The sequence below is a fragment of the Azospirillaceae bacterium genome, from assembly GCA_028283825.1.
Taxonomy (GTDB): Bacteria; Pseudomonadota; Alphaproteobacteria; order Azospirillales; family Azospirillaceae; genus Nitrospirillum.
This window is the reverse complement of sequence record JAPWJW010000001.1, coordinates 930,958-945,421: the sequence shown is the minus strand read 5'-3', so window position 1 is coordinate 945,421 and position 14,464 is coordinate 930,958. Positions and strand designations below refer to the sequence as shown.

The 14,464-nt window shown below is 68.0% G+C and carries 13 protein-coding genes; 6 read left to right on the top strand and 7 right to left on the bottom strand.

Annotation, left to right across the window (positions count from 1 at the left end):
* Positions 1 to 2 precede the first annotated feature (2 nt).
* The 4 genes from mobB to PW843_03840 all read right to left on the bottom strand — a co-directional run bounded on the left by mobB (position 3) and on the right by PW843_03840 (position 4,979).
* Positions 3 to 518, bottom strand: a complete 516-nt coding sequence (mobB, locus tag PW843_03855) for a molybdopterin-guanine dinucleotide biosynthesis protein B (GenBank protein MDE1145738.1) — start codon at positions 516 to 518, stop codon at positions 3 to 5.
* 35 nt (positions 519 to 553) lie between these two features.
* Positions 554 to 2,281: a hypothetical protein gene (locus tag PW843_03850; GenBank protein ID MDE1145737.1), complete on the bottom strand. Its 1,728-nt coding sequence runs from the start codon at positions 2,279 to 2,281 to the stop codon at positions 554 to 556.
* 5 nt (positions 2,282 to 2,286) lie between these two features.
* On the bottom strand, positions 2,287 to 3,315 hold the full coding sequence (locus tag PW843_03845; protein MDE1145736.1) for a glycosyltransferase family 2 protein: 1,029 nt from the start codon (positions 3,313 to 3,315) through the stop codon (positions 2,287 to 2,289).
* A gap of 887 nt (positions 3,316 to 4,202) precedes the next feature.
* Complete coding sequence (locus tag PW843_03840) at positions 4,203 to 4,979, bottom strand: RluA family pseudouridine synthase (protein MDE1145735.1); 777 nt, start codon at positions 4,977 to 4,979, stop codon at positions 4,203 to 4,205.
* Positions 4,980 to 5,191: 212 nt separating this feature from the next.
* Here PW843_03840 and PW843_03835 point away from each other — a divergent pair, with 212 nt between their 5' ends.
* From PW843_03835 to PW843_03810, 6 genes are all read left to right on the top strand, one after another.
* Positions 5,192 to 5,935, top strand: coding sequence for a DUF2076 domain-containing protein (locus PW843_03835; protein MDE1145734.1), 744 nt, complete (start codon positions 5,192 to 5,194; stop codon positions 5,933 to 5,935).
* Positions 5,936 to 6,066: 131 nt separating this feature from the next.
* Positions 6,067 to 7,560 carry a Do family serine endopeptidase gene (locus tag PW843_03830; GenBank protein MDE1145733.1) on the top strand — a complete coding sequence of 498 codons (1,494 nt, stop codon included), beginning with the start codon at positions 6,067 to 6,069 and terminating at the stop codon, positions 7,558 to 7,560.
* A 228-nt stretch (positions 7,561 to 7,788) separates the two neighbouring features.
* Positions 7,789 to 8,463 (top strand): response regulator transcription factor, encoded by a 675-nt coding sequence (locus PW843_03825; protein MDE1145732.1) that lies wholly within the window; start codon positions 7,789 to 7,791, stop codon positions 8,461 to 8,463.
* A complete protein-coding gene (locus tag PW843_03820; protein ID MDE1145731.1) occupies positions 8,448 to 9,848 on the top strand; it encodes a HAMP domain-containing sensor histidine kinase in 1,401 nt (466 codons plus the stop codon). Before PW843_03825 ends, PW843_03820 begins: the two co-directional genes overlap by 16 nt.
* A gap of 7 nt (positions 9,849 to 9,855) precedes the next feature.
* On the top strand, positions 9,856 to 10,500 hold the full coding sequence (locus PW843_03815; GenBank protein ID MDE1145730.1) for a class I SAM-dependent methyltransferase: 645 nt from the start codon (positions 9,856 to 9,858) through the stop codon (positions 10,498 to 10,500).
* Positions 10,501 to 10,623: 123 nt separating this feature from the next.
* Positions 10,624 to 10,905 (top strand): XRE family transcriptional regulator, encoded by a 282-nt coding sequence (locus tag PW843_03810; protein ID MDE1145729.1) that lies wholly within the window; start codon positions 10,624 to 10,626, stop codon positions 10,903 to 10,905.
* Positions 10,906 to 10,910: 5 nt separating this feature from the next.
* On the opposite strand, the gene PW843_03805 is transcribed toward PW843_03810, so the two are convergent.
* The 3 genes from PW843_03805 to PW843_03795 all read right to left on the bottom strand — a co-directional run bounded on the left by PW843_03805 (position 10,911) and on the right by PW843_03795 (position 14,373).
* The gene (locus tag PW843_03805) at positions 10,911 to 12,209 is read right to left on the bottom strand and encodes an MFS transporter (protein MDE1145728.1); all 1,299 of its coding nucleotides are present in this window, start codon (positions 12,207 to 12,209) and stop codon (positions 10,911 to 10,913) included.
* A 134-nt stretch (positions 12,210 to 12,343) separates the two neighbouring features.
* Positions 12,344 to 13,366, bottom strand: a complete 1,023-nt coding sequence (locus PW843_03800; GenBank protein ID MDE1145727.1) for an aspartyl protease family protein — start codon at positions 13,364 to 13,366, stop codon at positions 12,344 to 12,346.
* A 41-nt stretch (positions 13,367 to 13,407) separates the two neighbouring features.
* Positions 13,408 to 14,373 (bottom strand): retropepsin-like aspartic protease, encoded by a 966-nt coding sequence (locus PW843_03795; protein ID MDE1145726.1) that lies wholly within the window; start codon positions 14,371 to 14,373, stop codon positions 13,408 to 13,410.
* Between the last annotated feature and the right edge of the window lie 91 nt (positions 14,374 to 14,464).

The window sequence follows — 14,464 nt, the reverse complement described above, 5'->3', positions numbered from 1 at the left end:
GCTCAGCCCGCCTGCGGCGGCAGACCGACATGGGCCAGGATGAAGGTGGCGATGTCCGCCACCGCGTCCAGGGCAAACAGGCGCAGATGGCCCGGCGCCTCGACCGGCAGCGGGTCGGCCGCCAGCGCCACGATGGTGGGGTCGTCGGGGTGCAAGGGCGCCTTGCCGTTTTCCGCCCGCCAGATCTCCAGCTTCGGTATGGGATCGCGCTTGAACCCCTCCACCAGCACCAGATCCACCGGCGACAGCTTGGACACCAGGTCGGCCAGGGTGGGCTCATGCGCGCCGCGATGCTCATGCATCAGGGCCCAGCGATTGGCCGAGGCCACCAGCACCTCGGTGGCGCCGGCGGCGCGGTGCCGATAGCTGTCCTTGCCCGGCTGGTCCACGTCGAAATCGTGGTGCGCGTGCTTGAGGGTCGACACGCCATATCCGCGCGCCGTCAGTTCCGGGATCAGGCGGGTCAGCAGGGTGGTCTTGCCCGAACCGCTCCACCCGGCGAGGCCGAACAGCTTCATCAGGGCGATCCTTTCCCTAGAGCGAGGCGCCCGCTTTACTGGGGCGGCTCCCGCAAATCACGCACATAGGCCAGCACCTCGCCATCGCGCTCGATGCGCACGATGTCCTGGCCGGCCGGGATCTCCTTACAGGCCCAGCGGGTGAAGGCAAAGTAGAAATCCACCGGCCCCGTATTGCGCCGGGTGGGCTTCCACGCCGGCGGCAAGTAGTGGAACACCGAGGTGGGCGGGCCGCAAACGCGGATGCGGTAGGGCTGGGTCAAGGCGGCCGCCCCCTCCAGCTTCACCATGGTGTCGGTCAGGCGCTTGGCGGCGTCGGACAGGGAACTGCCCCAGTAGTCCAACTCGAACCGCGGGCCGGCACCGTGCACGCCGCCGGCGAAACGGTTGAACCAGATGGTCTCATAGGGGTGCAAATGGACCATGAAGGCCACCTGGATGGCGGCACAGGCCGCCAGCAAGGCGCCCATGCCGGCCCGCAGGCCGGGCAGCCGGGGCCAGCGGCGGAGCGCCAGGGTCAGCAGGCCGTTCAGGCCCAGCGCCGCCGTGGTCGCCAGCGGCGGCATCAGGAACAGCATGTGCCGGATGCCGTCGTACAGCACGGCGTCCGTCGCCACCACCGCCACCGGCGGCAGCAACAGGGCGGTGGCCAGTGCCAGCACGTCCAGGCGCAGCACGCCGGCCCAGGCGCGCCCGGTAAGGGGCTGGCGCGCGAAAGCCATGACGACGAAGGCGGCGCTGGCGGCCAGGCCGACCAGTTCGATCTCCGGCAGCTTCACGCCGAAGCCGACCGGCAGGTACCACCAGGGCAGGTTGGTGGTGCGCACCTGGACCCCGGCGAAGGTGAAGGTGAAGTCCATGGGGAACTTCGAGAACTCAGCCAGCGCCTCCACCGGGTGGCGCAGGGGATCCACCTGGGCCCACGGCCAGAAGGCCAGCATGACCAGATAGGCGATGGGGGCGGCGAACCACAGCCTGCCCGCCAGGCGCCAGGTGGCGCGCCACACCTCACGCGGGGCGGCGCCGGTCAGGATGCGGCGGAAAATCTCGCCGAAGATCACCAGGGCGATGGGACCGGCCAGCAGCACGCCGCCGACCCGGATGCCCAGGGCCATGCCGAAGCAGACGCCCAGCATGGCGACCGAGCCCCGGCTGGGGTTGGGCATGGTCTTGCCCACCCGCACCAGCCAGGACAGGGTCCAGGCGGCGGCCACGGCGAAGGGCACGTCCTTGGGGTTGGCGAAGGAATGGCCCCACCAGTCGGGGATCAGCATCAGGCACAGGCCGGCGATCAGGCCGGCACGGTCGCCCGTCTTCCCGCCCGCGATGTCGCGGGCGATGCGGCGCACGGCCAGCACGCCCAGCAGGCCCGTCAGCCCGCCGACCAGGCGGCGGGTGGCGTAGACGTCCAGCGGCAGGACGTTTTCGGCCAGCGCCTCGATGGTATCGAACAGGGCGCCGTAGAGGTACAGGTTCTGGAATTCCAGGACGGCGCGGTCACGGCCCAGCGAGGCGTACCATTCCAGCGCGCGCTGCCCGTATTCCACGTGCAGCGGTTCATCGAAGGTGATGCCGAAATCCTGGAAGCCCACGGCCACCATGGCCACGGCCGCCAGCATGGCCAGCCAGAACAGGGCGTCCCAGACGGACAGGCGCCACCAGGCCGGCTTCACGCCCGGCGTCTGGTCGGCCGCCGCCCCGCCCAGAATCTCAGGCGTCCGCACGTCGGTCACAGGGGCATGGGGGACACGGGCGAGCGGCATGGGGGTCAGGACTGCTCCCCAACCGGGGCCGGACGCGCGACCGCCTCGCCGAAGCCCACCTTCTCGTTCACCAGGTACATCGGCCGGCCCTTCACCTCGGTGAAGACGCGGCCCAGATAGTCGCCCAGCACGCCCAGGCCGATCAGCTGCAGGCCGCCCAGGAACAGCACCGCCACCATGGTGGAGGCGTAGCCGGGCGTATCGACGCCGAACAGCAGCGTCTTGGTGATGATGACCAGGCCATAGAAGAAGGAGGGCACCGACAGGGCGATGCCCAGCCACGACCACATGCGCAGCGGCACGTTGCTGAACGACACCACGCCGTCCAGGCCGAAGCGCAGCAGGCGCCAGAAATTGAAGGTGGAGGTGCCGGCGTGGCGCTGCGCCACCTCGAACGGTATCGCCAGCTGGCGGTACCCCACCCAGCTGAACAGGCCCTTCATGAAGCGGTTGCGCTCCGGCATGGCGTTCAGGGCATCGACCACGCTGCGGTCCAGCAGGCGGAAGTCACCGGCGCCGCGCGGCAGCGTCACCTCGGACAAATTGTCCAGCAGGCGGTAATAGATCTTGGTCAGGAAGCGGCGGGTCCAGGGGTCGGTCAGGCGGCTGGCGCGCACGCCGTAGACCATCTGCATGCCCTGGTGCCACTGTTCCACGAAGGTGACGATGGTCTCCGGCGGGTGCTGCAGGTCGCCGTCCATCAGCACCACGGCGTCGCCGTTGGCGTGCCGCAGGCCGGCGGACATCGCCGCCTCTTTCCCGAAGTTGCGCGACAGGCGCAACAGCTTCAGCCGCGGCTCGCGCGCCTGGTGGAAGACCAATGCCGCGAAGGTGCCGTCACGCGAACCGTCATCCACGCAGATGATCTCGAACGGCATGCCGATGCCGTCCAGCACCGGGATCAGCCGCTCGAACAAGGCGGCCAGGTTGGCCTCCTCATTATGCATGGGGATGACGATGGACAGGCGCTTGCCCACCAGCGTGGATGCCGGCTGGGCGTGGGATCCGGAGGCGGCCGAGAGAGAGGTCAACATGGGACGGTATCTGACTCGATATCTGACGACGTGGTCCTGAGCGGGATGATCCCAAGCGGTGTCCGCCCGGAAAAACTCTATCGCATCATCCGTGGCGATGCGGAAGGGATCGTGGACACGAAAATGGACGCAAAAAGGGCGAAAACGTCCTTGTCACAGCAAAATTCAAAACGAAAGCGCCCGGACGCACGGGCTCGCGGCGCCCATCAGCCCATCTTAGGGTGAAGAAGGTTAACGCCCCGTCTACGGCTGATCGCGCGAGCGCGGCCGAAACCCTGGGCGACGTTGCGACAACAACGGTGGCGACGGCGCGGGGTTCCCGGGGTGGCGGCAGGATGTCGCACCGGGACGGAAAATGAGGCTCGGGGGCAAAAATGTGACGGCCGCCGGAAATCGACATTCCGCGCATCGCTGTCAGGATGCGGTCAGCTTGGCGTGGCACTGTCCGTTCGTCGCCAGCCGATGGAGACGGCAACAGCCAACGACGGGAGCCCCAACCCCCCGCCCGCGGCGCCGCCTCCTTGGCTGGTGGCACCGGCGCCCCGCTTCTAGACCGAGCGGATGCCCGCCCCTTCTGCCCCAACCTGGTTGGGGCGGGTGCGGCGCCGGAAACACCCCGGGCTCGGGTTCTAGACCACCCTGCCCGGTTGACGTTCCCCCGTACCTGTGGCGACGGGACCGGAGTTCCTGGCCGGTTCCGCCGCGGCAACGGATCTACCAAGCCATGACGGCGCCCTTCGCTTCCGTCCTGTCTTGAATTCCTTCCAAGCCTTGATGGGTCGGTGGCGTTCTGCCACCGACCTTTTCCTTTTTCGGGGCCCAGTGCCGTTCCAACCACCGGGACAGCGCTTTATACGGCGCAGACGGCACCAACCCGTCGCCGCCTGTTAACCCTGAATCGGGCCGGCTGATTCGACCGGGAACCCCAGGCGCTCCAACGTCGCCGCCATGTGGGGGGACAAGGGTGCCGTGGCCGTCAGCAGCGATTCCGCCGCCGGCCCCCACGGTAGCGCCACCCAGCGGGCATGCAGGTGCAGGGGAATGGCCGGCGCAGGGTCCCGCCCGCCCTCCACCCGCCAGTCGCGGCCGTAGATGGGATCGCCCAGGATGGGCCAGCCCATGGCCTCGCAATGGACGCGCAGCTGGTGCATGCGCCCGGTGCGGGGCGTCAGTTCCAGCCAGGACAGGACCTGGCCGTCGGCATCCGCGCCGCTGGCCATCACCCGCCATTCGGTGACGGCCTGCTTGCCCTCATCCTCCACCATCATGCGCGAACAGCCGGGCACCTTGCGCTTGATCAGGGGCAGGTCGATACGGCCCTCCGGCCCGTCGGGTCGTCCCTTGACCACGGCCCAGTAGCGCTTGCCCACCCGGCCGGCCAGGAACAGCTTGCCCAGCCGGGTGGACGCCGCCTCGTTCAGGCCCAGCACCAGGCAGCCGGTGGTGTCCTTGTCCAGCCGGTGGGCCAGGCGCGGGGCCGGCGCATCCTCCGCCACCAGCCAGGGCAGGTAGCGTTCCAGATGGTCGGTGGATTTGGTGCCGTAATGCACGGGCAAACCATAGGGCTTGTCCACGATCAGCACGTCGCCGTCCTGATGCAGGACGCGGGCCCGCATCTGCTCGGGCGTGTAGGCGGGGGGCGCCAGGGGAAGCATGATGGCCATGGAACGGCGGCACCCTCGAACGGGCCCCTCAAGGTCTCGAATGGAGAGGGGTCTTATCCCTTTAAGCACTTCAGCGCATGAAAAAAACTTAATCCGGGCTCCATAGGCTGGAAAGTCTGGCCCGGCCATGATCATCCTCGTTGCGGCCGGCGGATATCGACCCATGTTACTGCGATATCCCCTTCACCCAAGGAAAGCGTTCGAGGATCATCATGACCCCCAAGGACCGCGAAGATTTGACAGCCCTGCTGGCGCGTGTGTCCCGACTGGACGGCATGCCGCGCGACCCTGAATCGGACCGCCTGGTCGGCGACGCCCTGTCGCGCCAGCCCACCCTGCCCTACATCATGGCCCAGGCGCTGCTGGCCCAGCAGGAGGCCCTGGTCGATGCCCAGCGGCGGCTGGCCGACCTGCAGGAAAACGCCCGCAGCAGCACCGCGGCACCGCCACCCTTCCGCGGTTCCGATCAATCGGCAAGCGGCCAGTCCAACGGCCCGTGGGGGCAGCAATCCTATCAGCCGCAGCCCCAGCCGCCCTATGGACAGCAGCAGGCCTACGGCCAGCAACCGCCCGCTTATGGCCAGCCGGCCTACGGCGCCCCGCCCGTCTATGCCCAGCCGCGCAGCTTCATGCGCGGCATGTTTGAGACCATGGCCGGCGTCGCCGGCGGCGTGCTGGCGGCCGACGCGGTTGAGTCGCTGTTCCGTGGCGGCCATGGCGGGGGCCTGGGGGGCGGCTTCGGCGGCAGCCCTTGGGGCGGCGGCGGTGACCGCATCGATGAGACCGTCGTCAACAACACCACGGTGAATGAGACCATCATCAACGAAGGCGGCGGTAGTACTGACCGCACTTCCTTCGACCAGGGTCGCCAGGATGGCGGCTACCAGGACGCCGACTACCAGACCGACAATTCCTTCGATGACGGCGGTTTCGATGACGGCTCCATCGACACCTGAACGCCCGCCTGTACGGCTTTTCGGGGCCGGAACCGCAATACGGCCCCAATTCCCTGACAAATACCTTTTAATCCCGCTAAAGTCCCGCGACCGGGCCTAAAGACAAAGAAGACGTGAAAGCGAGCTCAAGAATGACCTCCCTGCCCACCACCACCCCCGCCAAGAAGCGCCTTCCCCGCCTGGCCATGTCGCTGCTGGCCATCGGCCTGATGACCGGCACCGCCCTGGTGGCCCCGCCGGCCGCCGAAACCGCGCGCGCCGCCAGCCCGGCGGCCCTGCCCAGCTTCGCCGACCTGGTGGAGAAGGTGGCACCGGCGGTGGTGACCATCACCGCCGCGCACAAGGTGACCGCCCCGCAGGTCCCGCAGGAACTGCAGGACATGATGCGCCACTTCGGCTTCCCCGATGACGCCGTCCCCGGCGGCCGGGGCAGCAACGGCCGGCCGCGCGTCGAATCCGCCCTGGGTTCCGGCTTCGTCATCGACCCCAGCGGCTACATCGTCACCAACCGCCACGTCATCGAGGGTGCTGACGAGGTGAAGGTCCACTTCCAGGACCAGGCCGACGACGTGCCGGCCAAGATCGTGGGCCAGGACGAACGCTCGGACCTGGCGCTGCTGAAGGTCGAGACCAAGAAGCCGCTGCAGGCCTTGTCCTTCGGCGACAGCGACAAGATGCGCCCCGGTGACTGGGTGGTGGCCGTGGGCAACCCCTTCGGCCTGGGTGGCACCGTCACCGCCGGCATCGTCTCGGCCCGCAGCCGTGACATCGACCCCGCCAACCTGAACGATTTCCTGCAGATCGACGCCTCGATCAACAAGGGCAATTCCGGCGGCCCGACCTTCAACGCCAATGGCGAGGTCATCGGCATCAACACCGCCATCTTCTCGCCCACCGGCGGCTCGGTCGGCATCGGCTTCGCCATCCCATCCAACGTCGCCAAGCCGGTGATCGAAAAGCTGAAGGCCACCGGCCATATCGAGCGCGGCTATCTGGGCGTCACCCTGCAGGCCGTGACCCAGGACATCGCCGACAGCCTGGGCCTGAAGGAGCCCAAGGGCGCCATCATCAACGCCGTCTCGCCCAAGAGCCCGGCGGAAAAGGGTGGCCTGAAGCAGGGCGATGTGGTGCAGAGCATCAACGGCAAGGCCATCGACAACCAGCGCGACCTGGCCCGCAACGTCGCCGGCATCGAACCGGGCAAGACCGTGGACCTGGGCGTGCTGCGCGCCGGCAAGGTCATCACCGTGTCGGTCAAGCTGGGCGAGGCGCCCAACCAGGACAAGGACAGCCCCGTCGCTTCGGCCTCGCCGGACGGCAAGGGCGGCGGCGACACCACCGTGCTGGGCATGAAGCTGAGCAAGCTGGACGACCGCACCCGCGAGAAGCTGGGCCTGGACGGCGACGCCCAGGGCGTGGTCATCGTCGATCCCGGCAAGGACGATCTGGGCCTGCGCCCCGGCGACATCATTGCCAGCGTGAACAATGAGCCGGCGAAAACCCCCGCCGACATCACCGCCCAGATCGAAAAGGCCAAGAAGGACAATCACAAGTCCATCCTGTTGCTGGTCAAGCGCGCCGACCAGCAGATGTTCCTGCCCCTACCCATCACGCCCAAGGGCTGATGCCTCTTTCCCCGGGCCCCTCGCCCGGGGGATTTCCCCCAGGACGAAAAGGGCCGGGCGGCGGGTCACCCCCCGCCCGGCCTTTATTATCATGGCCCTCAGGCGCCGGGCGCCGCCCTCCGGCGGCTTGGCTCACGGGCCTCCCGGCCCGGGCCGGCAGTCGCCCGGCCTCCGGCGACGCGGGGAATGTCCCACGCCGCCGGCAGCCCCCAACCCAGGGTTTGCCCCATGAAGATCCTAGTCATCGAGGACGACGCCCAGGCCGCCGCCTACATGCTGAAAGGCCTGAAAGAGGCGGGGCACGCGGTCGATCATGCGCCCGACGGGACGCAAGGGCTGTACCTGGCGGGGGCGGAGCATTACGACGCCCTGGTGGTGGACCGCATGCTGCCGGGGCGGGATGGCCTGTCCCTGGTCAGCCTGCTGCGCGCCGCCGGCAACGACACGCCCGTGCTGGTGCTGAGCGCGCTGGGCAGCGTGGAGGACAGGGTGACCGGCCTGCGCGCCGGCGGCGACGACTACCTGACCAAGCCCTACGCCTTTTCCGAGTTGCTGGCCCGGCTGGAAAGCCTGGGCCGCCGCCGCGCGGCCCCCCAGACCCAGGCCACCAAGCTGGTGGCGGCGGATCTGGAAATGGATCTGCTGGCGCGCACGGTGAAGCGTGCCGGCAAGACCATCGATCTGCTGCCGCGTGAGTTCCAGCTGCTGGAATGCCTGATGCGCAACGCCGGCAGCGTGGTGACCCGCACCATGCTGCTGGAACAGGTGTGGGACTATCACTTCGATCCCCAGACCAACGTCATCGACGTGCACATCGCCCGGCTGCGCCAGAAGGTGGACAAGGGTTTTGAGCCGCCCCTGATCCAGACGGTGCGGGGGGCCGGATATTGCCTGCGTCCCTGAAGGCGGCCGGCCGGCACCGCTCCCTCGGCCGGTTGCTGCGCGCCACCACCTTTCGCTTCGCCCTGGTCTATCTGGGCCTGTTCGTCGGCTCGGTCCTGCTGGTGCTGTGGCTGATCTATTGGTCCACCGCCGGCTTTCTGGCGGGCCAGGCCGACACCGCCATCCGCGAGGACATGCAATTGCTGGCCGACCGCTATCGCGCCGGCGGCATGGCCGGCCTGGCGGAGGCGGTGAACGAGCGCGGCATGGGCAACGCCTCGGCCCTCTACATCCTGTCCAGCCCCAACAGCTCCACCCTGGCCGGCAACCAGTTCTGGCCCAAGGGCGCGGAAGGGCCCGGCTGGGTCAACCTGCCGGTGAAGGACCCCAAGACCGGCGCCATCCGCCCCGGCGACGTGCGCGCCCTGATCGCGGCCCTGCCCGGTGGATACCATGTCCTGGTGGGCCGCGACCTGGGCGAGGTGCATGTGCTGCGCGAGCGGCTGGAGCGCGTCATCGGCTGGAGCATGGGCCTGACCCTGGTGCTGGGCCTGACCGGCGGCCTGGCCATGAGCCGCGTCTGGCTGCGCCGCCTGGATGGTGTGACCCGCACGGCAGAGGCCATCCGCGAGGGCATGCTGGTCAGCCGCGTGCCCCTGACCGGCAGCGGGGATGAGTTCGACCAGTTGGCCCACACCCTGAACGCCATGCTGGACCGGATCGAGGCGTTGGTGGCCGGCATCCGCCATGTCAGCCAAGGCATCGCCCACGATCTCCGCACCCCCCTGACGCGCCTGCGCACCCGGCTGGAACTGGCCCTGATGCACGACACGGTGGAAAACCCGCGTGAGGTGCTGGAGGCCGCGATCGAGGAGGTGGACCACCTGCTGGCCACCTTCCGCGCCCTGCTGGCCATCGCGGAGGTCGAGTCCGGCGGCAGCTTGCCCATCGCCCCCGTCCGCCTGGACCAGTTGGCGGAAAGTTCCGGTGAGTTGTATGAGGCCGTGGCCGAGGCCCAGGGCATCGCCTTCACGGTGTCGGTCACGGCGACCGAGGCCGCCGCCACGGTGCAGGGCAACGGCCAGCTGTTGTCCCAGGCCCTGGTCAACCTGCTGGACAACGCCCTGAAGTACACACCCGAAGGCGGCCGCGTGACCCTGACCGTGGCGCCCGGCGGCCCCGGCCAGGTGCGGGTGACGGTGGCCGATACCGGCCCCGGCATCCCGGTGGAAGACCGCGCCCGGGTGCGCGAGCGTTTCTTCCGGCTGGAACGCGACCAGGCCCACCCCGGCAGCGGCCTGGGCCTCAGCCTGGTGGATGCGGTGGCCCAGCGCCATGGCGGCACCCTGGTGCTGGACGACAACAACCCGGGCCTGAAGGCGGAATTGCTGCTGCCGCTGGCGTGAGGGGACCATGGGCGACGACCGGACGGGCATCATCGCGCTGTACCAACGCCACGGCCTGGCGTGGGAGGCCGACCGGCAGGCGGAACACGGCCGCCGCCCACTGATGGAACGCCCCTGGCTGGACCGTTTCCTGGCCCTGGCCCCGCCCGGCGGCGCCATCCTGGACCTCGGCTGCGGCGGTGGACAACCCATCGCGGCCTATCTGGGGGCGCAGGGCCGCGCCGTCACCGGCGTGGACGCCGCCCCCGCCCTGGTTGACCTCGCCCGCGCCCGCATGCCCGATCAGGACTGGCGCGTGGGCGACATGCGCGGCCTGGATTTGGGAACCCGTTTCGCCGGCATCCTGGCCTGGGACAGCTTCTTCCACCTGGATTTCGACGCCCAGCGGGCCATGTTCCCGGTCTTCCAACGCCACGCCCAACCCGGCGCGCCCCTGATGTTCACCGCCGGCCCCCGCCACGGCGAGGCCATGGGGTCCTACGCCGGCGAGGCGCTGTACCACGCCAGCCTGGATCCGGCGGAATATCGCACCCTGTTGCACACCCACGGTTTCGATGTCGTCGAATACCGGGCGGAGGATCCGGACTGCGGCCGGCGCACGGTGTGGCTGGCGCGGGCGCGGCCTTGCCGAATTATACAAAATTCTGTATAGACGCCTTCAGAAAAAGACCCAGAAGACCAATCCGGCGGATGTCGAGATCGCGAAGAACCGCTACAGCGCTCTCGTTGAACAGATCAAACGGCGTAAGGCCAAGAACCGGAAAGGCAAACGGACATGACCACGCAACGCTTCTCCAGCGTCTGGGACGCAATCGAAGACACCCCGGCGGAGGCGGAGAACATGAGGCTTCGTTCCAGGTTGGCCATGGCGCTGAAGGACCACATCGTCCGCCAGGGCATGACCCAAACGGAAGCCGCCAAGGTCTTCGGTGTGACCCAGCCGCGCATCTCGGATCTCATCCGGGGGAAAATCGACCTGTTCGCGTTGGATGCGCTGGTCAACATGGCCAGCGCCGCCGGTTTGCGCATTGAGATGAATATCCTGGAAACGGCCTGAGTCCCCTACCCCTCCGCATGCCGTTTGGCGTAGCGCACGCTGACCGGCACGGCGATCAGGCCGCACAGGGCGGCGGCGGATAGCCACAATCCCGGCATGGCGGCGTCGTGGCTGCTGTCCACCAGGTAGGTGCTGATGAAGGGGGTGAAGCCGCCGGCGGCCGTCGCCAGGCTGTAGGCCAGGGAGAATCCCGAGGTGCGCACCGCCACCGGCACGATTTCCGTGAGATAGACGACCATGGCGCCGTTGTAGCTGGCGTACAGCAGCGACAGCCACAGTTCCACCACCAGCAGGCGGCCGAAGCTGGGGGCCGAGGCCAGCCAGGACAGCGCCGGATAGGCCGTGGCCAGCGCCAGCACGGTGCAGGCCACCAGCAGGGGCCGGCGGCCGACCCGGTCGGACAAGGCGCCGGACAGGGGCAGCAGCACCAGGTTGCTGGCCCCCACCGCCAGGGTCACCAGCAGGCTGTCCATGTCGGTCAGGTGCAGGGCCTTGCGGCCGAAGGTCGGGGTGTAGGCGGTGATGAAGTAGAAGGACACGGTGGTCATCATCACCAGGCCCACGCCGGTCAGCACCACGCCCCAGTTGGCGGCCAGCGAACGGAAGATCTCCGTCACCGTCGGATGATGCCGACGGGCCTTGAAGCTTTCGGTTTCCTGGAGCGAACGGCGGATCTGGAACAGGAAGGGCACGATCAGGCAGCCCACCACCAGCGGGATGCGCCAGCCCCAGGCTTGCATGGTGTCCGGCGGCAGCCAGAAGGTCAGCGCCACGCCGATCAACGCCGCCACCATCACCGCCACCTGCTGGCTGCCCGATTGCCAGCTGACATAGAAACCCTTGTTGCCCGGCGTGGCGATTTCCGACAGGTAGACGGAGACGCCGCCCAGTTCCACCCCCGCCGACAGGCCCTGGACCAGGCGGCCCAGCAAGACCAGCAGCGGCGACAGCAGGCCGATGGTGGCGTAGCCGGGCATCACCGCCACGGTGATGGTGCCGATGGACATGAGGCCCAGGGTCAGCAGCAGGCCCACCCGCCGGCCCTTGCGGTCGATATAGGCGCCCAGCAGCAGGGCGCCGATGGGCCGCATCAGGAAACCGACACCGAAGGTGGCCAGGCTGGCCAACAGGCGCGCCGTATCGCTTTCGCCCGGGAAATAGGCCTGGCCGATGGCGCCGGCGAAATAGCCGAACACCATGAAGTCGTACATTTCCAGGAAGTTGCCGCTGGCGACCCGCACCACCGTCATGACCTGGGACCAGCGGTCCCGGGGTGTCGCCGCCGCCATCACATCCTGAGTCATCGTTCCGTCCAGCCGTTCATGCCCGGCGCAGCGGCAGAAGGCTGCGCGGCCGCCACCCTGCCACGGCGGGCGGCGGGCCACCAGTCACCGGCGGTTGTTTTCCGCCTGAAGCGTATGGCCGGGAACCGAAACGATCAGTCCTGGGCCCCCTCCGCCGCCGGTTCGGCGCTGGGGGTCGGCGCCTTGGGCACGGCGGCGAAGATCGGATGGCCGACGTTGGTGAAGAAGATCTTGTTCTGGCTGCTGGCGATGTAGATGCGGTGCGTCTTGATGAAGTCCGCCCCCAACAGCATGTCGTGATTGCCTTCGCGCTCGGGATCGTCGCCGGCGGAAAAGTCGCCAAAGCGGATCTTCACATTGCGCACCGTTTCATCCCCGATGGTGAAGGTATTGAAGGTCCCCGCCCAGGTTGGAATGCTCTTGGCCCCCACGCCGTGGCTGGCCCCACTGGGAACCACGCCAGGATCGTCCTCGTGCACCCCGGCGTGATGGGCGGCGCGAAGCTGCACGCTGCTGGCGGTGGCGCCCGTGTCCAGCTTGGCCCAGAACCCGTAGCTGTTGAGCGCGACCCGCAGCTCGGTGGATGTGCGACGGCCGCCTTCGGGCATGCGCATCACCGCCTCGGCATAGGTTCGCGCCCAATAGGCCAGGGGAACGCCGTCGCAGCCCTCCGGCTTGAAGAAGCGGACCATGCCGCCGGCGAAGTCCAGCTCGATATCGCTTTGGCTGAAGATGTCCTGCCCCAGGATCAGTTCCACCCCCGGCCCGACATTGCCGGTGCCGATGACCTGAAGTTTCAGATCCTTCATCTTCCAACTGCCGACCACCAACTCATCCACCGGCGTGGAACCGATGCCCACCTCACCGCCGACGCCAACGGCCTTGCCCGCCGAGTAATGCTTGGTCACGTCCAGGCCCAGGCGCTGCGCACCGGCACTGGTCAGGACGGTCCGGTAGGAACCGGTATCCAGCAGGGCGCGGATGGGCTTGCCGTTGATGCTGCCCTCGACGATGGGTTGGTTCTGTTCCAGCCGGATGGGCAGTTCGGCCACCTTGTTCAGGTGGCAATCCTCGGCCCCCGCCCAGGCCGTCCCCATGCCCAGCCCCACCAGCGCCAGCAACCCGCGCCCGCAGGCACGCCCAACCCAACCCCGCATATGGCCCCCCAATCAGCCTATTCGAAATGAAAAGTCCGGATTCACGTCCCCGACGGCGTGAATACCGGCTTGGAAACATTGGTGAAATAGATCTTATCCTGGCTGTTGGCGATGTAGATGCGGTGCGACAGGATGAAATCCATGCCCAGCACCATGTTCAGGCTGCCATCGCGGCTGACACCCAGATTGTAGTAATCGCCCACGGACAGGCGGGCGTTGCGGATGGTCTCATCCCCCACGGCCAACGTATCGAAGGTACCGATCCAGGTGGGTACCGGCGTGCGGCCGATGTCATGCCGCAGGGGTCCGGGCGCCGACCCGGGCGCATCCTCCCGCACATCGACACGGTGGGCCAGGCGTGTCTGCACCGCGCTGGCGGTCACGCCCGTGTCCAGCCGCGCCCAGAAATCCAGGCCGTTCAGCGTCACCAGCACCCGGCTCAAGGAAAAACCGCCAAAGGCCCGGGACCGTGAGGTTGCCTCGGCATAGGTCTTGGACCAATAGGCGAGCGGCACGCCCTCACAACCTTCGGGCTTGAAGAAACGGATGACGCCGTTGGCCAGGTCCAATTCCACGTCCGTCTGCACGAACATGTCCTGACCCAGCACCATGTCCACCCCGGCGCCAAAATCACCGGCGTCCACCACCTGCAACCGCAAGCGGTGGCCTTCCCACGGCCCCACTTTCAGGTCGGCCTGCATGCTGCCGGCCTTGACCCAATCCCCCTGCCCCAGATTGACGCCGGGGGCCAACCGTTTCTGGAAATCCAGCCCCAGCCGTTCCGCCGCCGCCAGCGACACCATGTGCCGGGCCGAACCGGTATCGACCAACGCCCGCACCGGCTTGCCGTCCAGCACGCCCTCGGCGATGGGTAGGCCATGCTCAAGGTGAACCGGCAGTTCGCCCACCGGGTTGGGGCGGCAATCGGCAACACCAGCCAAGGCGGCACCGACCGGAAGGAGGGATGCCAACCCCAGGAAACCCGCCGCGAAAAGAGTGGAACGCATGGCGCCAAGGCCCCTTTGGGTTGAACCGTTGGACCTTATAGTGCAAGGCCGCCCGAAACCCTGCAAGCGCGCGCCGGTTACAATTCCAAAG